Source organism: Bradyrhizobium nivariense (assembly GCF_029846695.2).
GTDB lineage: Bacteria > Pseudomonadota > Alphaproteobacteria > Rhizobiales > Xanthobacteraceae > Bradyrhizobium.
This window is the reverse complement of sequence record NZ_JARWCR020000021.1, coordinates 110,909-132,268: the sequence shown is the minus strand read 5'-3', so window position 1 is coordinate 132,268 and position 21,360 is coordinate 110,909. Positions and strand designations below refer to the sequence as shown.

General features: G+C 65.3%; 18 protein-coding genes. 14 read left to right on the top strand and 4 right to left on the bottom strand.

Features of this window, described 5'->3' with window-relative positions; genetic code table 11:
• Nucleotides 1–7: 7 nt before the first annotated feature.
• The 5 genes from QCM77_RS19480 to QCM77_RS19460 all read left to right on the top strand — a co-directional run bounded on the left by QCM77_RS19480 (nt 8) and on the right by QCM77_RS19460 (nt 4,954).
• Nucleotides 8–304, top strand: coding sequence for a (2Fe-2S)-binding protein (locus tag QCM77_RS19480; protein WP_106941935.1), 297 nt, complete (start codon nt 8–10; stop codon nt 302–304).
• A complete protein-coding gene (locus tag QCM77_RS19475; RefSeq protein ID WP_279666614.1) occupies nt 301–1,719 on the top strand; it encodes an FAD/NAD(P)-dependent oxidoreductase in 1,419 nt (472 codons plus the stop codon). The genes QCM77_RS19480 and QCM77_RS19475 overlap by 4 nt, the downstream gene beginning before the upstream one ends.
• Entirely contained in the window at nt 1,716–2,837 is a 1,122-nt protein-coding gene (locus QCM77_RS19470; RefSeq protein WP_279666613.1) for an NAD(P)/FAD-dependent oxidoreductase, read from the top strand. Before QCM77_RS19475 ends, QCM77_RS19470 begins: the two co-directional genes overlap by 4 nt.
• A gap of 15 nt (nt 2,838–2,852) precedes the next feature.
• On the top strand, nt 2,853–3,200 hold the full coding sequence (locus QCM77_RS19465; protein ID WP_279666612.1) for a RidA family protein: 348 nt from the start codon (nt 2,853–2,855) through the stop codon (nt 3,198–3,200).
• 170 nt (nt 3,201–3,370) lie between these two features.
• Entirely contained in the window at nt 3,371–4,954 is a 1,584-nt protein-coding gene (locus QCM77_RS19460; RefSeq protein ID WP_279684338.1) for an ABC-F family ATP-binding cassette domain-containing protein, read from the top strand.
• A 189-nt stretch (nt 4,955–5,143) separates the two neighbouring features.
• On the opposite strand, the gene QCM77_RS19455 is transcribed toward QCM77_RS19460, so the two are convergent.
• Nucleotides 5,144–6,472: a dicarboxylate/amino acid:cation symporter gene (locus QCM77_RS19455; protein ID WP_279666607.1), complete on the bottom strand. Its 1,329-nt coding sequence runs from the start codon at nt 6,470–6,472 to the stop codon at nt 5,144–5,146.
• A gap of 125 nt (nt 6,473–6,597) precedes the next feature.
• On the opposite strand from QCM77_RS19455, the gene QCM77_RS19450 reads away from it, so the two are divergent.
• From QCM77_RS19450 to QCM77_RS19415, 8 genes are all read left to right on the top strand, one after another.
• Nucleotides 6,598–7,917, top strand: a complete 1,320-nt coding sequence (locus QCM77_RS19450; RefSeq protein ID WP_279684337.1) for a solute carrier family 23 protein — start codon at nt 6,598–6,600, stop codon at nt 7,915–7,917.
• Between the two features lie 72 nt (nt 7,918–7,989).
• Entirely contained in the window at nt 7,990–8,826 is an 837-nt protein-coding gene (locus QCM77_RS19445; protein ID WP_279666604.1) for an SDR family oxidoreductase, read from the top strand.
• Nucleotides 8,827–8,878: 52 nt separating this feature from the next.
• Nucleotides 8,879–9,685: an NAD-dependent protein deacetylase gene (locus tag QCM77_RS19440; RefSeq protein ID WP_279666603.1), complete on the top strand. Its 807-nt coding sequence runs from the start codon at nt 8,879–8,881 to the stop codon at nt 9,683–9,685.
• Nucleotides 9,686–9,825: 140 nt separating this feature from the next.
• Nucleotides 9,826–11,910 carry a hydantoinase/oxoprolinase family protein gene (locus QCM77_RS19435; protein ID WP_279684336.1) on the top strand — a complete coding sequence of 695 codons (2,085 nt, stop codon included), beginning with the start codon at nt 9,826–9,828 and terminating at the stop codon, nt 11,908–11,910.
• 2 nt (nt 11,911–11,912) lie between these two features.
• Nucleotides 11,913–13,571, top strand: coding sequence for a hydantoinase B/oxoprolinase family protein (locus tag QCM77_RS19430; RefSeq protein ID WP_279684335.1), 1,659 nt, complete (start codon nt 11,913–11,915; stop codon nt 13,569–13,571).
• A gap of 39 nt (nt 13,572–13,610) precedes the next feature.
• Nucleotides 13,611–14,609: a TRAP transporter substrate-binding protein gene (locus tag QCM77_RS19425; RefSeq protein WP_279684334.1), complete on the top strand. Its 999-nt coding sequence runs from the start codon at nt 13,611–13,613 to the stop codon at nt 14,607–14,609.
• 10 nt (nt 14,610–14,619) lie between these two features.
• Entirely contained in the window at nt 14,620–15,213 is a 594-nt protein-coding gene (locus QCM77_RS19420) for a TRAP transporter small permease subunit (protein WP_279684333.1), read from the top strand.
• Between the two features lie 31 nt (nt 15,214–15,244).
• Nucleotides 15,245–16,549 (top strand): TRAP transporter large permease, encoded by a 1,305-nt coding sequence (locus QCM77_RS19415; RefSeq protein WP_279684332.1) that lies wholly within the window; start codon nt 15,245–15,247, stop codon nt 16,547–16,549.
• A gap of 51 nt (nt 16,550–16,600) precedes the next feature.
• Here the strand turns inward: QCM77_RS19415 and QCM77_RS19410 are convergent, their stop codons facing one another.
• A complete protein-coding gene (locus QCM77_RS19410) occupies nt 16,601–17,245 on the bottom strand; it encodes a glutathione binding-like protein (protein WP_279684331.1) in 645 nt (214 codons plus the stop codon).
• Nucleotides 17,246–17,361: 116 nt separating this feature from the next.
• On the opposite strand from QCM77_RS19410, the gene QCM77_RS19405 reads away from it, so the two are divergent.
• Nucleotides 17,362–18,006: a TetR/AcrR family transcriptional regulator gene (locus QCM77_RS19405; protein ID WP_279684330.1), complete on the top strand. Its 645-nt coding sequence runs from the start codon at nt 17,362–17,364 to the stop codon at nt 18,004–18,006.
• Nucleotides 18,007–18,076: 70 nt separating this feature from the next.
• Here QCM77_RS19405 and QCM77_RS19400 read toward each other — a convergent pair whose 3' ends face one another.
• A complete protein-coding gene (locus QCM77_RS19400; RefSeq protein WP_279684329.1) occupies nt 18,077–20,044 on the bottom strand; it encodes a methyl-accepting chemotaxis protein in 1,968 nt (655 codons plus the stop codon).
• Between the two features lie 298 nt (nt 20,045–20,342).
• A complete protein-coding gene (locus QCM77_RS19395; protein WP_279684328.1) occupies nt 20,343–21,308 on the bottom strand; it encodes a 2-hydroxyacid dehydrogenase in 966 nt (321 codons plus the stop codon).
• Between the last annotated feature and the right edge of the window lie 52 nt (nt 21,309–21,360).

The window sequence follows — 21,360 nt, the reverse complement described above, 5'->3', positions numbered from 1 at the left end:
AGCCAAGATGTTCAAACGATCCGAACAGGACAAACGGCCGCCAGTGCAGATCTTCGTCGATGGCGTTGCCGTCGCGGCGCGGCAGGGCGACACCGTCTCCGCTGCGCTGCTGGCCTCCAGCTGCGATGCACGCCGTTCGACCGCGGTGAGCGGCGCGCCGCGTCTACCTTATTGCATGATGGGCGTGTGCTTCGATTGCCTCGTCACCATCGACGGCGTCGGCAATCGCCAGGGCTGCCTCGTGCCGGTCGCCGAGGGCATGCAGATCGAGATCCAGAAGGGCAAGCGGGAGATCGGAAAATGACTGTGGCTCCCAAGCGCGAAGAATACGACGTCGTGGTGATCGGAGCCGGGCCCGCCGGCCTCGCCGCCGCTGCGACCTCCGCCGAGGCCGGCCTGTCGACGCTGCTTCTTGACGAGAATGTCGGGCCTGGCGGCCAGGTGTTTCGCGCCATCGCCTCGACGCCGGTGACCGAGCGCAATCAGCTCGGCGCCGACTACTGGGTGGGCGCCGAGCTCGTGCAGGCGCTGCACGCGAGCAATGCCGAGGTCATCCATCGTGCCACGGTCTGGAGCCTCGACCGCAACCTCGAGATCGCTGTCTCGGTCGGCGGCGCGTCCGCGTTCGTCAAGGCGAGGCGCGTGATCCTTGCGACCGGTGCGCTGGAGCGGCCGTTTCCGATTCCCGGCTGGACGCTGCCGGGCGTGATGACCGCGGGTGCCGCGCAGACCATGCTGAAGTCGTCGGCGCTGGTGCCGGATGGACGCACGGTGATTGCGGGGCAGGGGCCGTTGCTCTGGCTGCTCGCCGCGCAGATCCTCCGGCTCGGCGGCCGCATTGATCGCATCCTCGACACCACCGAGCGCGGCAACTATTTCGCGGCGTTGCCGCATGCCTTCGCGTTTCTGACCTCGCCCTATTTTGCCAAGGGTCTGTCGATGATGCGCGAGGTGAAGGCCAAAGTGCAGGTCGTAGCCGGCGTCACCGAGCTTACTGCGGCCGGTGACGGCCAGCTCGCGAGCGTGAGCTATGTCGCCGGCGGCAAGCGCGAGACCATTGCTGCGGATCTGTTGCTGCTGCATCAGGGCGTCGTGCCCAACGTCAATCTGGCGATGGCGGCCGGAATCGAACATAGCTGGGATGATCTGCAATTGTGCTGGTCTCCGGTGCTCGATGTCAGCGGCAATTCGTCGGTCGCCGGCATTGCGATCGCTGGCGACGGCGCCGGCATCGGCGGTGCGAGTGCAGCCGTGGTACGCGGCCGCATCGCGGCGCGCGCGGCGGTGGAGGCGTTGGCGCCTGCGGCTGCCACAAAACTTGCGCCGATGGCGATGCTCCGCGCCGATCTCGCCAAGGCCGAGCGTGGCCGCGTTTTCCTCGACACGCTGTTCCGTCCGGCGCCTCAGTTTCGCATTCCCGCGGGCGACACCATCGTCTGTCGCTGCGAGGAGGTCACCGCAAAGGATATTCTCGACGCCGTCGCGATCGGCGCGACCGGGCCGAACCAGCTCAAGGCCTATCGCCGCACCGGCATGGGTCCGTGCCAGGGCCGGCTCTGCGGTCTCACCGTCACCGAGCTGATGGCGCAGGCGCGGGGCAAGACCCCGCAGGAGATCGGCTATTACCGGCTGCGCGCGCCGGTCAAGCCGATCACGCTGGCCGAGCTTGCCGCGGTTCCGAAGAGCGAAGACGACATCAAGGCGGTGGTGCGCGGATGACCAGAAACGTGGATGCGATCGTCGTCGGCGGCGGCATCCACGGATGCTCGACCGCGCTGCATCTGTGTCTCGCCGGCCTGAAGCCGGTGCTGATCGAGAAGGACTATGCCGGCCGCCACGCCTCCGGCGTCAACGCCGGGGGCGTGCGCCAGCTTGCGCGGCACATCCCTGAAATCCCGCTCTCGATCCGCTCAATGGGCATCTGGGAGAAGATTTCGGAGCTCGTCGACGACGATTGCAGTTTTGAGAGCTACGGTCAGGTTCTGGTCGCGGAGAACGAGGACGAACTCGCGGTCTGCCGCGCCCGCGTTGCCGAGCTAAACGCGCTCGGTTTTATCCACGAGGAGCTGATCGACGCCACTGAACTGCGGAGGCTGGTGCCGGCCGTCGCCGAGACCTGTCCCGGCGGCGTGGTGTCGCGCCGCGACGGTGCGGCCAATCCCGCGCAGGCGACGACGGCGTTCCGGCGCAAGGCCGAGCAGCTCGGCGCGACCGTGCTGGAAGGCGTGGCCGCCAGCAACATCCGGCACATTGACGGTCTTTGGCACGTCGATGTCGGTACCGAGAGCTTTGCCGCGCCAGTGCTGGTCAATGCCGCCGGCGCCTGGGCCGGGACCATCGCAGCCGCGCTCGGTGAGCCCATTCCGGTCGAGACCGTGGCGCCGATGCTGATGATCACCTCGCGCGTGCCGCATTTCATCGACCCCGTCGTGATCCTGCGCGGCCGGAAACTGTCCTTCAAGCAATTCAAGAACGGCACGGTGCTGATCGGCGGCGGCCATCTGGCAACGCCGTACCAGGACCGCAACGAGACGGTGCTGGACTGGAAGAGCCTCGCGACCAGCGCGCGCACCGTGTTCGAGCTGTTTCCGGTCATGCGCGATGCGACGATCATGCGGGCCTGGGCCGGCATCGAGGCCAAGACGAAGGACGATTTGCCCGTGTTCGGTCCGAGTGGCCGCCACAAGGGGCTCTATCACCAGTTCGGCTTCTCGCTGCACGGCTTCCAGCTCGGCCCCGGCGCCGGCGCCGTGATGGCGGAGCTGATCGTCAACGGCGGTACCCAGACTCGCGTCGGCGATCTCGGCATCGACCGCTTCCATCCTTCCACGCTCTAGCAACAAGAGGACATCATGAGCATCACCCGCAGCATCCGCACCCCCATCATGCACCGCGCGGTCGAAGCCAACGGCTTCGTCTTCGTCGGCGGCACCATCGCCGACGATACCTCGGTCTCGATGGGCGAGCAGACCCGCAACATCCTCGGCAAGATCGCCGGCTATCTGAAAGAGGCGGGGACCGACAAGACCCGCGTGGTCAGCACCTCGATCTTCGTCACGGACCTTTCCAGAAAGAAGGAGATGGACGCGGCCTGGACCGAATTCTTCGGCGACAATCTTCCGACCCGCGCCACCGTCGGCGTCGCCGATCTTGGCGGCAGCGCGCTGATCGAGGTCGTGGTCACCGCGCTCAAGGGCTGATCGCGCCGGCCGGCGGGGACGTCAGCGCTCCGCGCGCTGTCGTCTCTTCAAGCTGCGGCTTGATCTCGCCCTATTGCGGGATTAGTAGGAGAGCCTCTCAATCAGGATATTCGCAGCCATGGATTTTACCCCGACCGCAAAGCCGACCTGCCTTGCTCACGGGGAATTCCATGCCTGCTTCAATCATCCTGTCCGACCTGTCGTTGTCCACGCCTGACGGCCACCCTCTTTTTTCCAACATCGATCTGACGTTTGGCGCCGAGCGGACCGGCCTCGTCGGCCGCAACGGCGTCGGGAAGACGACTCTGCTTGCATCGATCTCGCGCGAGCGCATCCCCCAATCGGGGCGCGTTGTCGTCAACGGAACCGTCGGTCTGCTGCGTCAGGACGCTCAGCCCCTTGCGGGCGCGAAGGTGATCGACCTGTTCGAGGCTCGGGCCGCGCTCGATCTTCTTCGCCGTGCTGAGCGCGGGGATGCCTCGACCGAGGAGGTCTCCGAGGTCGATTGGACCCTCGAAACACGGCTTGCATCCGCCCTTGCGCTTGTCGGGTTCGACGTCGCTCCGGAGATCGAGCTCGATCGCCTGTCGGGCGGGCAGGTCACGCGGGTTCGTCTCGCCGCGCTGATCTTCGCGGAGCCGGACTTCCTGCTGCTCGACGAGCCCACCAACAATCTCGATCGGGCGGGGCGCGTGGCCTTGATCGATTTCCTTGCGTCCTGGCGCGGTGGGGCGATTGTCGTCAGCCATGATCGGAGACTGCTCGAAACGATGGATGCGATGGTCGAGCTGACGTCGCTCGGAGCTACGCGATACGGCGGAAACTGGAGCAGTTACCGCGAGCAGAAAGCCGTCGAACTCGTGGCTGTCAGGCACGACCTTGCACATGCCGAGAGGCGCCTGTCCGGGATCGACGGGAAGGCGCAGGAGGCTGCGGAGAAGAAAGCGCGCAAGGACAGCGGCGGGAAGAAGAAGCGCGCCAAGGGCGGCATGCCGCGAATCCTGGCCGGCGCGCGCAAGGATCGCAGCGAAGACACCGGCGGCAAGAACGCGCAGATCGCCGAGCGGCGGCGTGCGGATGCGCTTGAGGCCGTCGATACGGCACGCCGGCGTATCGAGATTCTTCAGCCATTGTCGGTGAAACTACCCTCGACGGGCCTGCCGGCTGGCAGGGAGGTGGTTTGGCTCGACCGTGTCAGTGCCGGTTATCAACCGGAACGGCCGGTTTTGCGCGATCTCTCGCTCACCATTGTCGGTCCGGAGCGCGTTGCGGTCGTCGGGCCGAACGGCTCCGGCAAAACCGCGCTGCTGAAACTCATCGCTGGCGAGCTGAATCCGCTCTCCGGCATCGTGCGGATCAGGCGGGACTTTGCACTGTTCGATCAGAAGGTCGGCCTGCTCGATCCCGTGATCTCCATCCTGGACAATTTTGGGCGCTTCAATCCGAAGGCGGCTGCAAATGAATGCCATGCCGCGCTGGCCCGGTTCATGTTTCGCGCCGATGCCGCCTTGCAGATCGTAGGACACCTGAGCGGCGGACAGATGTTTCGCGCAGGCCTCGCCTGTGTGCTGGGTGGGGCGACGCCGCCGTCCCTGCTGATCCTCGACGAGCCGACCAATCATCTGGACATCGAATCCATCGAAGCCGTCGAAGCAGGTCTGAGGGCCTATGACGGCGCGCTTCTCGTCGTCAGTCATGACGAGGCGTTCTTGCAGGCAATAGGGATCACGCGCAGGGTCGAGCTGGCCGGCTAACTCGGCTGCCCCAAGGCCATCGTCCTAACAACAAAAACCCGACGCCCTGCCCCCAGCGCGTCGGGTGGAATGAATGAGTATCAATCCGTGATCCCAACGCATTTGTTGTGACGCGTGCAACACCAATTGGCCACTCCGGGAAACTACCGCGTCGGAACCGGATTGCTCCCGGCGTCGATCTGTGCGGCGTTACGCGCTGCCGCCCGGTTCCAGCGCTTCGCCGATCTCCAGCGGATGGGCCATGGTCTCGTGCAGTGCATCGCGATCGAGCTCGCCTTCGGAGATGCTGATGACGACGCAGGCGACGCCGTTACCGATCAGATTGGTCAGCGCGCGGCACTCGCTCATGAACTTGTCGATGCCGACCAGGATCGCGATCGACTGGATCGGGATGTCAGGCACGATCGAGAGCGTGGCGGCGAGCGTGATGAAGCCCGCCCCGGTCACGCCCGAGGCGCCCTTCGAGGTGATCATGGCGATGCCGAGAATACCGAGCTCCTGCCAGACGGTCAGATGGGTATTGGTCGCTTGCGCCAGGAATAGCGTTGCCAGCGTCATGTAGATGTTGGTGCCGTCGAGGTTGAAGCTGTAGCCTGTCGGAATGACGAGGCCGACCACCGAACGCGACGCGCCGAGATGCTCCATCTTCTGGATCATCTGCGGCAGCACCGTCTCCGACGACGAGGTGCCGAGCACAATCAGGAGCTCGTCCTTGATGTAGGCGATGAAGCGCAGGATCGAGAAGCCGGCGAGCCGGGCGATTGCGCCGAGCACGACCACCACAAACAGGATGCTGGTGAGATAGAACGTGCCGATCAGGGCGGCGAGGTTGAGCAGCGAGCCGAGGCCGTAGGCGCCGACGGTGAAGGCCATCGCGCCGAACGCCCCGATCGGGGCGACGCGCACGATGATGCGGATGATGCCGAAGAACATCTTCGCGGCCCTGTCGATCGCCTCCGCAATGGGCTCGCCGGCCTTGCCGAGAAAGGCGATGGCGAAGCCCGACAGGATCGAGATCAGCAGCACCTGCAAGAGATCACCGCGCGCGATGGCGCCCACATAGCTGTCTGGAATGATCGCCATCAAATGGGCGACGATGCCTTCCTCCTTGGCCTTGGTGACGTAGGTCGCGACCGACTTCGGATCGATCGTGGCGGGGTCGATGTTGAAGCCGTGGCCGGGCTGGAGCACCTCGCCGACCAGCAGGCCGACCGCGAGCGCGACGGTCGAGACCGTCTCGAAATAGATCAGTGACTTCAGCCCGACCCGGCCGACGCGCTTAAGATCGCCCATTGAGGAGATCCCGTGCACGACCGTGCAGAAGATCACCGGCGCGATCATCATCTTGATCAGCGCTATGAAGCCATCGCCGAGCGGCTTCAAGGCCTTGCCGAGATCGGGGTAGAAATAGCCGATCAACACCCCGAGCGCGATCGCGATCAACACCTGGATGTAGAGGATCTTGTACCAGGGCTGGTGCCGGCGGTGGATGGCTGGCTGGATCGCGACTTGTGTCATAGAATAGGCCCCGGAACGTATTGATCTTGTTTGATTTGCATCATGTGATGGCCGCCGCAGAAGCGACAATCACATTTTTGTCTGTTCGCACGAAGATTGATCGCTGCACCGCAATTGGGGGGAACATGCCGACTGCAACGGGCTCCGAAGAGCGAGCGCAAAGCTATTTCCCGCGTTGGACTCTGAAGTCCTCCGGCGTGATCATGCCCGAGGAGCGGCTGCCGCTCGGCCAGACCGTCGTCTCCGGTCTTCAGCATTGCGTCGCAATGTCGGGCTCAACGATCATCGCGCCGCTGCTGATGGGGTTCGATCCCAATGTTGCGGTCCTGTTTTCCGGCATCGGCACGCTGATCTTCTTCGTCATCGTCGCGGGGCGCGTGCCGAGCTATCTCGGGTCGAGCTTCGCGTTCATCGCAGTCGTCATCGCCGCCACCGGCTATGCCGGGCACGGACCGAACCCGAATCTGTCAGTTGCGCTTGGTGGCATCGTCGGGGCCGGCGTCCTCTACGGCGTGATCGCGCTGATCGTGATGTGGTCGGGGGTTGGTTGGGTCGAGAGGCTGTTGCCGCCGGCCGTCACCGGCGCTGTGGTCGCCGCGATCGGCCTCAACCTCGCGCCCGTGGCGGTCAAGGCGGTGAGCGCCGGCGCGTTCGACACCTGGATCGGGCTCGCAACCGTTCTGATCATCGGCGTGGTTGCCGTTGCCGCACCTAGCCTGTGGCGCCGCCTGCCGATCATCCTCGGTGCGATCGGCGGATATATTTTGTACCTGCTGTTCGCGAACGGCCTCGGCTTCGGCAAGCCGATTGACTTCACCCAGCTTGCGGCTGCGCCGTGGATCGGCCTGCCGAGTTTCACCACGCCGACGTTCCAGACCGATGCGATCGTCCTGATCGCGCCGGTCGCGATCATCCTCGTCGCCGAGAACCTCGGTCACATCAAGGCGGTCGGTGCCATGACGGGTCGGAGCCTCAATGACTATCTCGGCCGCGCCCTGCTCGCCGACAGCCTCGCGACCATCGTGGCGGCCTGCGGCGGCGGCACCGGCGTCACCACCTATGCCGAAAACATCGGCGTCATGGCGGCGACGAAAGTCTATTCGACGTTGCTGTTTGCCTTCGCGGCTACGGTGTCGATCGTGCTCGGCTTCTCGCCGAAATTCGGCGCGCTGATCCTGTCGATCCCGGGTCCCGTCATCGGTGGGCTCTCGATCGTGCTGTTCGGATTGATCGCCGCGATGGCGGGCCGGATCTGGGTCGAGAACAAGGTCGACTTCGCTAATCCCGCCAATTTGATCACCGTCGCCGTGGCCCTGACTGCGGGGGCCGGCGATCTCACGCTCAAATTCGGCGCGTTCACGATCGGCGGGATCGGCACCGCAACCTTCGGCGCCATCATCCTGTACCAGATATTGACCTCGCCGCTCACGCGGCGCGCCGAATGAATCGCAGCGATGCGCTGAGGGATGGAACAAAAAGCCGGTTCCGTCGATGATCAGGCATCCCGGAGAGAACCCATGCCACAAACCGATCGTTCGACCTCGTTTCACTCGCGCCTTGTCGGCCAATACGCGCTGGTGACCGGCGCCTCGCAAGGCATCGGCCGTGCCGTCGCCATCCGCCTTGCCCAGGAAGGCGCGACCGTCGCCATCAACTATTTCGATCATCCCATGAGGGCCGAGGAGACGCTTGCGCTCGCACGGACCGCATCGAGCGACCGCGGCCACGGCAAGCTCGATCATGTCATCGTCAAGGCCGATGTCGGCAACGAGCAGGACATCGCCGCGATGTTCGAGACGATCCTGACGCGCTGGAAGCGGCTCGACTGCCTCGTCAACAATGCGGGCTTCCAGCGGGAATCGCCGAGCGACGCGCTCGACGTCGAAACCTATCGCCGCATCATCGACGTCAATCTCAACGGCGCCGTGCTCTGCGCGCAGAAGGCGCTGGCGCATTTCGTCGCGCGCGGCGGAGGCGGCAGCATCATCAACTGCTCCAGCGTGCACCAGATCATCCCGAAACCCGGCTATCTCGCTTATTCCATCAGCAAGGGCGGCATGGCCAATCTGACGCGAACGCTGGCGCTCGAATTCGCCGGGCGCGGCATTCGCGTCAATGCGGTGGGTCCCGGTGCGATCGATACGCCGATCAACGCGGCCTGGACCGGCGACGCCGAAAAGCGCGCCAACGTCGCAAGCCATATCCCGCTCGGGCGCGTGGGCACGCCGGAGGAGATCGCCGCCGTGTTCGCCTTTCTCGCCTCGGATGATGCGAGCTACATCACCGGACAGACCATCTACGCCTGCGGAGGCCTGACGCTGTTTCCCGAGTTTCGCGAGAACTGGGCGAGCTAGTGGGCTTCCTGGCCATCTGGCAGAACCGGGCGCTGCAGACTACATCTGCGCCATGGAAAAAGCTCCGCTCGAAGATTTCGTCGGCCGGCACGAACGTCTGTTCGTGCTGACCGGTGCTGGCTGCAGCACCAATTCGGGTATTCCCGATTATCGCGACAGCCACGGCAATTGGAAGCGGACCCAGCCGGTGAACTTCCAGGCTTTCATGTCGGAAGAGCATACGCGCCGGCGCTATTGGGCGCGCAGCCTGATCGGCTGGCGGCGGTTCGGCCAGGCGAGGCCGAACGATGCGCATCGCGCGCTCGCCCGGCTCGAGGCGAGCGGGCGTTGCGAGATGCTGCTGACCCAGAACGTCGACCGGCTGCATCAATCCGCCGGCCATCGCCAGGTGATCGACCTGCACGGCCGGCTCGATCTGGTCCGCTGCATGGGCTGCGGCCAAAAGACGCCGCGGAGCGAATTCCAGGAGACGCTCGGCCACGCCAATGCGGAGTGGCTCGCGCTCGATGCCGCCGATGCGCCCGACGGCGACGCCGACCTGGAGCATGCGGATTTTTCGTCGTTCAAGGTGCCGGCCTGCGAAGCTTGCGGCGGCATCCTCAAGCCCGATGTCGTGTTTTTCGGCGAGAACGTCCCGCGCGACGTGGTCGCTACCGCACAGGATCATCTGACGCAGGCCGACGCCATGCTGATCGTCGGCTCGTCACTGATGGTCTATTCCGGCTTCCGCTTCGTGCAAGCTGCCGCGCACCGGCAAATCCCGATCGCTGCGGTCAATCTCGGACGCACCCGCGCCGATGATCTCTTCACGCTGAAGGTCGAGGAGCGCTGCGAAGCGGCGCTTGCATTCCTGCTCTGATCGCACAGGCTGCGAACACGCCTTGCCTATTGCATAGGTGCCGAGCAGAATAGCCGTACGCGGTATGTCCTCGTCATCCATGGCATGGAAATTGCTGGACTTTTGTCCCCAGTCTTGACGATCAGCACGGAGAATTTGGAATGCATGAGGGAGCCGAGGTGCGGCTTGCCGTCGATATCGGTGGCACGTTCACCGACATCGTGCTGGACGTGGGTCAGGATCGCAAGACGCGCAAGCTGCTGACGACGCCGCAGCGGCCCGAGGAGGCGGTGCTTGATGGCATGCGGCTGATTCTCGCTGACGCGCGCGCCCATATCAGCGACATCGACGTCTTCATTCACGGCACGACGCTCGCGACCAACGCCATCATCGAGCGTCGCGGCGCCAAGACGGCGCTGATCGCGACCGAGGGCTTTCGCGACGTGCTCGATATCGGCACCGAGAGCCGCTACGACCAGTATGACCTCGCCATCGACAAGCCGAAGCCGCTCGCGCCGCGATCCCTGCGCTTCACCGTGCCGGAGCGCATCGACGCCCACGGCGCCGTCCGCCTCCCGTTGGACGAAGCGGCGGTGCGTGCGCTCGCGCCAAGATTGCGCGCTCTGAACGTCGAGAGCGTCGCGATCGCGTTCCTGCACTCCTACGCCAATCCCGAGCACGAGCGCCGCGCGGCAGCGATCATCAGTGAGGAGATGCCCGGCATTTCCGTGACCGTATCGTCCGCGGTGTGCCCGGAGATCCGCGAATATGAGCGCACATCGACTGCGGTGGCCAACGCCTATGTGCAACCGTTGATAGACGGTTATCTCGCCCGCATGTCCGATGCCTTGCAGGTCGAGCAGTACCGCGGCGCGATCTATCTTGTCACCTCCGGCGGCGGTGTCACCTCGATCGAGACGGCGCGGCGCTTTCCGGTGCGTCTCGTCGAATCCGGTCCTGCCGGCGGCGCGATCTTCGCGGCGCAGATCGCGGCACGTCTCGGGGAGAGCAAGGTGCTGTCCTTCGACATGGGCGGCACCACGGCAAAGATCTGCCTGATCGAAAAATACCAGCCCGAGACCTCGCGCGTGTTCGAGGTCGATCGCGCCGCGCGCTTCCTGAAAGGTTCGGGTCTGCCGGTGCGGATTCCCGTGATCGAGATGGTCGAGATCGGCGCCGGTGGCGGCTCGATCGCCCATGTCGACGCCATGAAGCGCGTCACGGTCGGCCCCGAGAGTGCCTCGTCGGAGCCGGGGCCCGCCTGCTACGGCCGCGGCGGCCTGCGCCCGGCCGTGACGGATGCCGATGTTGCGCTCGGCCTGATCGATCCCGACGCCTTTGCGGGTGGCACGATCCAGCTCGACCCTGAACTCTCGAAGCAGGCACTGCTGCGCAGCGTCGGCGAACCGCTCGGTTTGTCGGCGGAAACCGCGGCCTATGCCGTGCACGAGGTCGTCTGCGAGAACATGGCGAGTGCGGCGCGCGTGCATGCGGTCGAGCGTGGTGAGATTGTCGGCCAGCACACGCTGATCGCCTTCGGCGGGGCCGCGCCGCTGCATGCGGCGCGTGTCGCCGAGAAGATCGGTGTCTCCCGGGTGATCGTGCCGTCGAATGCTGGCGTGGGTTCGGCGGTTGGCTTCCTGGCGGCTCCGATCGCCTATGAGCTGGTGCGCAGCCGTCATGTTCGGCTCGACGATTTCGACACCGAGGCGGTCTCAGATCTCTTGCAGGAGATGGCGAGCGAAGCGCGCGCACTGGTCGAGTCGGGTGCGGCAGGCGCGCCGGTGCGCGAGCGCCGTGCCGCCTTCATGCGCTATGTTGGCCAGGGCCATGAGATCTCGATCGAGTTGCCGAATCGGCGGTTGGCGACGACCGATCTGGCCGGCCTGCGCCAGAAGTTCGAGGCGGATTATGCGGCGATGTTCGAGCGGGCGATCCCGGGCGCCGCGATCGAGGTCTTGAGCTGGTCGGTGCTCGCGACCACCGAGGCACGCAATCCGCCGCGCGTCGCCGATGTGGCGCGCATGCCCGCCGGCAAGGCGTCGGGCAGCCGCAAATTCTTCGACGGCCGGGCAGGGGAGGTGATCGAGATCCCGCTCTACCGCCGCGAGGACATGGCGCCGGGCGCGACGATTGCAGGTCCCGCCGTGATCGCGGAAGACGAAACATCTACCTTCGTCTCGACCAGTTTTGACGCCCATATCGACGGTGCCGGCAGTATCGTCATGGAACGGAAGGCGGCCTGATCATGAGCAAGGCAAACGGCGCGAGCCTGATCGACCTTCAGATCATGTGGCACCGGCTGATCGCCGTGGTCGAGGAGCAGGCGCAGGTGCTGCTCCGCACCGCCTTCAGCCCGATCGTGCGCGAATGCGGCGACCTCTCGGCCGGCGTGTTCGACCTCAAGGGGCGGATGCTGGCGCAAGCGGTGACCGGCACGCCCGGTCACGTCAATTCGATGGCGGAATCGGTCAAGCACTTCATCGCGCAGTTCCCGATCGAGACGATGAAAGAGGGCGACGCCTACATCACCAACGATCCCTGGATGGGCACCGGCCATCTCAATGATTTCGTCGTCACCACGCCCTGCTTCAAGGACGGCAAGCCGGTCGCGCTGTTTTCCTGCACCAGCCATCTCATGGACATCGGCGGCATCGGCTTCGGGCCCGACGCCACTGACGTGTTCATGGAGGGGCTTTATATCCCCATGCTGAAGCTGATCGACCAGGGCGTCGTCAACGAGACGCTGATGGCGATGATCCGCACCAACACGCGGCTGCCGATCGACACCGAAGGCGACACCTATTCGCTCGCCGGCTGCAACGACGTCGGCTGCGAGCGCCTGGTCGAGATGATGACCGAGTTCGGTATCGACACGCTCGATGAGCTCGGCGACTACGTCTGCGACCGCTCGCGCGAGGCCGTGCTTGCCGAGATCGCAAAGCTGCCGAAGGGTAGCTGGCGCAACACCATGGTGGTCGACGGCTATGACGCGCCGGTCACGCTGGCGGCGACGCTGACGATCTCGGACGAAGGCATTCACGTCGACTTCGACGGGACCTCGGTCGCGTCCAGGTACGGCATCAACGTGCCTCTGTCCTACACCATTGCCTACACCGTGTTCGGTCTCGGCTGCGTCGTGGCGTCGCAGATCCCGAACAATGCCGGCTCGCTCTCGCCGCTGACGGTGTCGGCTCCCCCGGGGGCGATCCTCAATGCGCCGAAGCCGGCGCCCGTCGCCTCGCGCCACATCATCGGCCAGATGCTGCCCGACGTCGTGTTCGGCTGCCTGCGCCAGATCATTCCCGAGCGCGTGCCCGCGGAAGGCACCTCGTGCCTGTGGAATCTCAACGTGCGCGGACAGACCCGCTCGGGCGCCGGCGGCAATTACGGGTTCTCGATGGCGGTCACCTCCAATGGCGGCACCGGCGCGCGCTTCGGCAAGGACGGGCTGTCGGCGACGGCTTATCCCAGCGGCGTACGCGGCACGCCGGTCGAGATCGCGGAGACGCAGACGCCATTGATCTTCTGGCGCAAGGAGCTGCGCCCGGATTCCGGTGGGGCAGGGCGCACCCGCGGCGGCCTCGGTCAGATCATCGAGGTCGGCAGCGGGGTCGATGCGCCGTTCGACATCCTGGCGGCGTTCGACCGCATCGACCATCCGCCGCGCGGACGGGATGGCGGCAAAAACGGCGAGGCCGGCTATGTCGGCCTGAAGTCCGGCAAGAAGCTGCGTGGAAAAGGCTTTCAGCAGGTGCCGCCGGACGACCGGCTGGTGGTGCTGACACCAGGCGGCGCCGGCATCGGCGATCCCCGGGAGCGCGCGCCGACAGCCGTCAACGACGACATCGAAAGCGGCCTCGTGTCCGCTGACAACGCGGTTGCAGTTTATGGGTACACGCGATGACGCCTCAGGCGTCGCGCGCGTAGCGAACGGAGGGGCTCAATGATCACGCGACGGAATCTTACGGCGGGCGCAGCGACGCTGCTCGCGGCCGGCCACATCTCGACCCGCGCGCGGGCAGCGACGGTAAGCTGGGACATGTCGACGGTATGGCCCGACGGCAATTTCCACACCCAGAACGCGATGGCCTTCGCGGAAGAGGTGAAGAAGCAGACCGGCGGTTCGGTTGCGATCACCGTGAAGGCCGGTGGCCAGCTCGGCTTCAAGGGCCCCGAGCATCTGCGCGCCGTGCGCGATGGCCTGGTGCCGCTCGCCGACGTCCTCAACATCCAGCAGGTCGGCGACGAGCCCTTCATGGGAGTCGAGAGCATCCCGTTCCTGTGCAGCTCGATGGATGAATTGAAGGTGCTGCACAAATATGTTCGGCCCGAATACGAGAAGGTCGCCGCGCGCAACAACCAGAAGATCCTCTACATCGTGCCGTGGCCGACGCAGTACCTGCACCTCAAGGTCAAGGTTGCCGATGTCGATGGGTTGAAGAACATCAAGATCCGCGTACCCGACAAGAACGCCGTCGACATGCTGGCCGTGGTCGGCATGGCGCCGGTGATGATCCCGTGGGGCGAGACGATCCCGGCGCTTGCTTCCGGCGCGGTCTCGGGCGTCTCCACTTCGGCGGTGTCGGGCGTCGACGGAAAGTTCTGGGAATTCTTGAAATACATCTACCCGACCAATCACGTCTGGTCGTCGCAGATGCTCACCGTCAATCTCGATTCCTGGAAGGCGCTGAGCAGCGACCAGCAGCAGCTGGTCGCGGGCGTTGCCGCCAAGTTGGAGCCGGGCTTCTGGGCCAACTCGCTCAAGGCGGACGTGGATAGCCTCAACCGCCTCAAGGAAGGCGGCATGGAGGTGGTGCCGGTCTCGGATGCCATGATCACGGACATTCGCGCCAAAACCGCGCCGCAACTCGACGCTTTCCTCAAGCGGGTGCCGGCGGCCGACAAGCCGGTGCGGGCCTATCTCGCCGAAATGAAGCGCTGAGGAATTTGCGGTGGCGGATGTTTTGCCTGCGTCGTCCCAAAGTCTCAACGCGGCGGCGCCGGCGCCGCTGCGCATCCTGCTCGACGGTATCGACCGTCTCGGCCGGCTCGACGGCTGGATCGGCGGCGGCTGTCTCTTGACGTTGACGCTGTTGATGCTGTGCGAGGTTGCAACCCGCTTTCTCTCGAACTTCCTGCCGTTCTTTCCGCCGACGATCTCGATCGCCTGGGAATACTCTTCTTATCTGATGGCGGCGTCTTTCACCTTCGGCGCCGCCATGACCTTGCGCATCGGCGGCCATATCCGTGTCGTGCTGCTGCTCAAGAACGTGCCGCCACCGGTGCAGCGTGCGATCGAGATCCTCTCGGCGGCCGCCGGCTTCGCCTTCATGGCCTTCCTGACGACGTCGATGGCGAAGTTCGCCTTCGGCGCCTATGTGCGTGGCCAGGTCTCGACCTCCAGCGACACACCGTTGTGGTTTCCGGAAGCCGTCGTCACCTTCGGCATGCTGCTGCTGACGCTCCAGTTCCTGGCGCGCGCGATCCAGGCGGTGCTCGGCTTGCCGCTGGAGGATCACCGCATGAAGGCCTCGCCCGTCGAATGACCGCCTTGCTCGCAATCGGATTCAAGATCGCATGACTATCGAAGTCGTCGCCCTGTTCGGAATTCTGTTTGCGCTCCTGGCGGGCGGCGTCTGGATCGGCCTGACGCTTGCGCTCACCGCGACGCTGCTGCTCGCGATGTTCCGCTCGATCCCGCTCGACAAGCTGCTGCCGCAATACGCCTGGAACATCCTGACCACGCAGGAGCTGCTGGCGCTGCCGCTGTTCATCCTGATGGGCGAGCTGTTGTTTCGCACCCGCCTGTCGCGCTCGTTGTTTCAGGGGCTCGCGCCCTGGGCCGGTCTTCTGCCCGGCCGCCTTCTGCATGTGAACGTGATCGGCTGCACCATCTTCGCAGCGATCTCCGGCTCGTCGGCGGCGACGACGCAGGTGATCGGCCGCATGTCGCTCAACGAGCTGCTGCGCCGCGGTTATTCCCGCGACATCGCGATCGGCTCGCTCGCCGGCGCCGGCACGCTCGGCTTCCTGATTCCGCCGTCCAACATCATGATCATCTACGGCGTGCTCGGCGACGTCTCGATCCTGAAGCTGTTCACCGCCGGGGTGCTGCCGGGCCTCTTGCTGGCCGCCACCTTCATGGGGTGGGTGATGCTGCACACGACCCTCAACCCCAGCATGGTGCCGGAGACGGAAGCCAAACTCTCGCAGGTGCCGTGGGGTGAGCGTTTTGCGGCGCTGAAGGATCTCGCGCCGGCGCTGTTCCTGATCGCCTGCGTGCTCGGCTCGATGTATGGCGGGCTAGCGACCCCGTCGGAGGCCGCCGCCGTCGGCGTGCTCGGCGCGGCGCTGGTCGCCTGGGCGCAGGGCTCGATGTCGCAGCAGGTGATCCGCGACGTGCTGATCGGCTCGGTCGTGACCTGCTCGATGATCGCGCTGATCGTGCTCGGCGCCTCGATCCTCGGCAACGCCGCGGCTTTCCTCGGCATCCCACAGGCAGTCGCCGCCTTCGTGAAGGGGCTCGGGCTGTCGCCCTTCATGCTGATCGTCGTGCTGATCATCTTTTACCTGATCCTCGGCTGCTTCCTCGACGGCTTCTCGATGATCGTGATGACGCTGCCGATCGTGCTGCCGATCGTGAAGGGCGCGGGCTTCGACGATATCTGGTTCGGCATCTTCCTCGTGCTCGCGGTGGAGATGGCTCAGATCACGCCGCCGGTGGGCTTCAACCTGTTCGTGATCCAGGGCCTGACCGACGACGGCCTCGGCTACATCGCGCGCGTCACGATGCCCTATCTGCTCATCATGGTGTGCTTCGTGCTGCTGCTGACGCTCTGGCCCGGCATCGTCACGATCCTGCCGCGGGTGCTGTACGGATAGATTTGCGCCGCCCCGGCCGCTCAGCCGGGACGGCGTCTCGATCGTCAGAGCTTACGCCGCGGCCTTCTTCCGCGCCTGCTCGGCCTTATACAGCTCGAACTCTTCCGCGATCGCGCGTGCGACCGAGGGCCGCTGGCGCAGGCGCTCGTAATAGGCCTTCATGTTCGGCCATTTCGCGAGCTCGATCGGCGGCGTCGCCATGGTCCAGTTGATGACCGTGACGAGATAGGCGTCGGCGACGCTGAAATGGTCGAGCAGGAAGTCGCGCCCCTTCAGGTAATTGTCGAGATAGTCCAGCCGCGACAGGTTCTTCTCCAGCGCATAGGCTTTCGTCTCCTGCGGCGCCTTGCGGTCGAGCACAGGGATGAACAGGCCTTTGTGCAGCTCGGTACCGATGAAGCAGAGCCATTGATGCAGCCGCGTGCGATCCATGCCCGCTGCGGCGCCGAGGCCCGATTGCGGGAAGCGGTCGGCGACATATTGCAGGATCGCGGCGTTCTCGGTCAGCACCACGCCCTCGTCGGTGCGCAGCGTCGGCACCAGGCCGATCGGGTTCACGGTTCGGAAGTCAGTGCCGTCGCGCAGCACTTTCTTGGTCGGCGGATCGACTTCGAGATAATTCGCCTCGGCGCCGGCTTCATACAGCGCGACGCGCGTCGCCATCGAACAGGCGAGCGGCGAGAAATAAAGATCCATCTTGAGCCTCCTTGGGCAATCCTTCGATGTGACTTTTGGTGTGTCGCTCAACCTGGCCAGATTGATTTTTGTACTGTCTTGCATATTATAAGGGCGGTCAAGGATTAAATTGCGAGATGGTACAAAAATCAAAGCCGCCAGCTGCTGCCAGTGAACCCAAACGCCGCGGCCGTCCGCGCGCCTATGAACCCGACGTCGCGCTTGGCAAAGCGCTCGACCTGTTCCGCACGCAGGGTTTCGCCGCGACCTCTCTCGACGATCTCAGCGAAGCTACCGGCATGAATCGCCCGAGCCTCTATGGGGCCTTCGGCGACAAGCGCGAGCTCTACATCAAGAGCTACCAGCGCTACCGCGAGGAAGCGCGGGCCTCGATGGCCGCGATCTTCCGTGAGGAGTTGCCGCTGCGCCAGCGGCTGGAGAGCATCTTTGCCTGCGCGCTGAACATCTATCTCTCCGGCGAGACCGGCCCGCGCGGCTGCTTCACCGTCGTCACCGCGGCCTCCGAAGCCGTCGGCGATCCCGACATCCGCGCCATGGTGCTGGATGGCCTGTCTGAGCTCGACAAGGCGTTTACGAGTTGCTTCCGCCGCGCCAAGGAGAAAGGCGAGTTGCCCGACAGCGCCGATCCCGCCGTGCTGGCGCAGCTCGCATCCGCAACCGTGCACTCAATCGCCATCCGCTCCCGCGCCCGCGTATCGCGGAAGGAGCTCGAGGCGATCGTGAATGGGGCGATCGACGTGATGATGGGGACCAAAGCCTAAGCCGTGGTCCCGGCCTGGTGCGCACTTGCGCACGGGGGGCCGCAACCCATTTGGCGCGATCCCGTACTAATTACGCCGCGCGAATATGCGCGAGAAAGCGATCCACCTCGTCGCGCAGTCGCTGCGACTGTTTTGACAGCTCGATCGCCGAGCCCAGCACTTCCTCCGCCGCTGTTCCCGTCGCGGCGATGCCGGCGGTGACGCCGGCGATGTTTTGCGAGACCTCGCCGGTGCGGGCGGCTGCCTGCTGGACATTCTGCGCAATCTCCTGCGTCGCGGTGCCCTGCTGGCCGACAGCGGCGGCAATCGCGGCGGAGATCTCGTCGACCTCCCGGATCGTTGCGCAGATCGACTGGATGCCGTCCACTGCGCCGGTGGTCTCTCCTTGTACCGCTGTCACCTGCGCGCCGATCTCCTCGGTCGCCTTCGCGGTCTGGGTTGCGAGCGCCTTCACCTCGGAGGCGACCACCGCAAAGCCGCGGCCGGCTTCGCCCGCGCGCGCCGCCTCGATCGTCGCGTTGAGCGCCAGCAGATTGGTTTGCTCGGCAATGCCGCTGATGAAGGAGACGACGTCGCCGATTTTTTGGGCGGCGTCTGCCAGGCTCTGGACGCGCTCATTCGACCGTTGGCCGTCGCTCGCAGCTTTGCCGACCACCGCGGTCGCGTGCGCAAGGCGTCGGCTGATCTCGGTCATCGACGACGACAGCTCTTCCGCGGCGGCAGCAACCGTCTGCACATTCTCCGAGGCGAGCGCCGAGGCCGACGACACCGTGCCGGTCTGCTGCCGGGACTGCTCGACGATGGCCGACATCGAGCGCGCCGTGTGCTCCATCTCGACCGCGGCCGAGGAGACCGTGGTGACGACGTCGCGGATGCTGGCTTCGAAATTGTCGGCGAGCGCGGCGAAGGCGCGCCGCTTCTCCGCTTCGGACTGCGCCTTGGCCTCGAGCTGATCGGCCTGGAGCTTGTTGAAGCTCATCGCATTGTCGCGAAACACCGCGACCGCCTTCACCATCGCACCGACCTCGTCATTCGCCTTGCTGGCGGGGACGGCGACGTCGAGGTGTCCGTCCGCGAGTTCGCGCATCACGCTCGTGATGGAGATAATCGGACGCGAGATGCTGCGGGCGATGAGATAGCCGACGATCGCGGCGAGTACGAGCCCGAGCGCGGCGATGCCGAATGCCAGCAGCCAGGCACGGTCGGCGGAGGCCACATAGTCGGCATTGTCCATCACCAGCTCGACCGCGCCGAGCGGCTTGCCGGAAAAATCCCTGATCGGGCCGAGCAGCGCGGCCACCGGCGTGGTGTCGAGCTTGGCCTGGCGTACCGTGAAGTCGCCGCCGGCAGCGCGGCCGTAATCAGCCGCGTCGAAGAAACTCTTGCCCTTTAGCGTGCCGCCGAACAGCTTGAAGCCGCCGCCGTCCGCGAGATGGAAGGCGACGTCGACATGGCGGTTGATTTTGAAGTCATCGAGGAAGGACTGGCCGAAGGTCAGGCCGAACTCCACTGAACCGAGATGCTTGCCGCCTTGCGCGATCGGCACGACGCCGCGGATGCCGAGCCCGGCCACGCCGCCCTCGAGGCCGACCACGACCTTGTGCTCCTGGTTGGCGATGATCACGGTTTTGCGGAAGCCCGAGAGGTCGTCGCCGAATTTGGCGGGCTGGTGCACGCGCAGGAAAGAGGTCGCGGGCGCCACGTGGAACTGGAACTGCTCGACGCCGTACTCCGACTTGGTCGCGGCAAACACCGGCCCGAACAGGCCGATTAAAGCGTTGCGATCCTGTTTGGCCATCGCGTCCTGCGTCGCCGGCATCGCGGCCACGACGGCGCTCATGGCGGCGGCACGGTGGGACTCCTCGGCGATGCGCGATTGCAGGGCATCGTAGTGGCTGCGCAGCTCGCGCTGGTCGGCGCGGTCGATAATCCCCGCGATGATCCACATCGCCCCCAGCACGGCAAACAGCGCGGTCGCCGCCGCCGTCACCGCCAGCGCAACCGTGATCCGCATCCTGAGGCCGAGGCTCGCCCGCATGTCCGACTCGTTCGTTGAGCGTTGATTAACAACGCCTATCAACTTCTCGCTAAGAGAGGGTGAACGGGGGAGGGAGTGGAGTGACTGGGGTGCGCGGTCGTGGCGCCCGCAAGATGGTCGGTTGGCGCCAAAATGAAGATGTCGTCCTGGCGAAAGCCAGACGAAAGCCTGGACCCATGACCACCGGATGTGGTCTGGCGAAGACTCGGGGTTATCATCTCGCGCCGCAACTCCTCCCTGGGATAATGGGTCCTGGCTTTCGCCAGGACGACACCGGGAATGAGGCGCCGCGAGCGGCCTAATACCCCCGCGCCCGGTCCACCACGTTCTCCAGCACGCCGCCCGCCTCGAACCGCACGATCTGCTCGGCGACATAGGCCGAGATCGCGTCCGCGTCGGTGTCGGCGGCGTTGTGCGGGGTCAGCAGCACCTTGGGGTGGGTCCAGAACCGGCTGTCCTTTGGCTGTGGCTCCTGCACGAAGACGTCGAGCGAGACGGCGCCCAGCGTGCCGTCGTCGAGGCAGGCCAGGATATCGGCCTCGTTCTGGAGGCCGCCGCGGCCGGCGTTGATCAGCACGGGCGCGCCGAATGGGCCCTTGCGGTTGAGCTTTGTGAAGACGTCGCGGTTGAGGATGCCATGCGTGTCCGGCGTCAGCGGCAACAGGCTGACAAGGATGTCGGTTGTGCGCAGGAACGCGTCGATCTGCGCCGTGCCATGGAAGCATTCGACGCCGTCGATCGTGCGCGGGCTGCGGCTCCAGCCGATGACACGGAAGCCGAGGCGACGCAGCACATCGGCCGCATCCGCGCCGAGCGTGCCAAGCCCCATCATGCCTACCGTGACCGCGCTCGCCGGCCACTGATATGTCGGCTCCCAGCGCTTCTCGCGCTGCGACTGCCGCAGATAGAGTTCCTGGCGGTGGTGCATCAAAACGTGCAGAACGACATATTCGGTCATGCGGTTGGTGAGGTCAGGCACGGCGACGCGCACCAGCGGCACGCCGGGCAGGCTCTTGTCTGCCATCAGGGCGTCGACGCCGGCGCCAAGATTGAAGATCGCGCGCAGGTTCGGGAACGCCTTGAGATCGCCCGGCACCGGCTTCCACACCGCCGCATAGTGCACCTCGGCCGGATCGAGCCCGGCATCGGGCAGCAGCACCACGCGGCGGCCGCCGCAGACCGCCTCGAACCGGGCCTTCCAGCGCTCTGGCAGCCAGTTCTGCTGCGTGCTGTTGATCAGGACGGCCAGTGTGCCTTTGGTCATACGAAGTGCCTCGTCGGGTTCCGCTCAAGAAGGCCCTCCTTGGCACGATCTG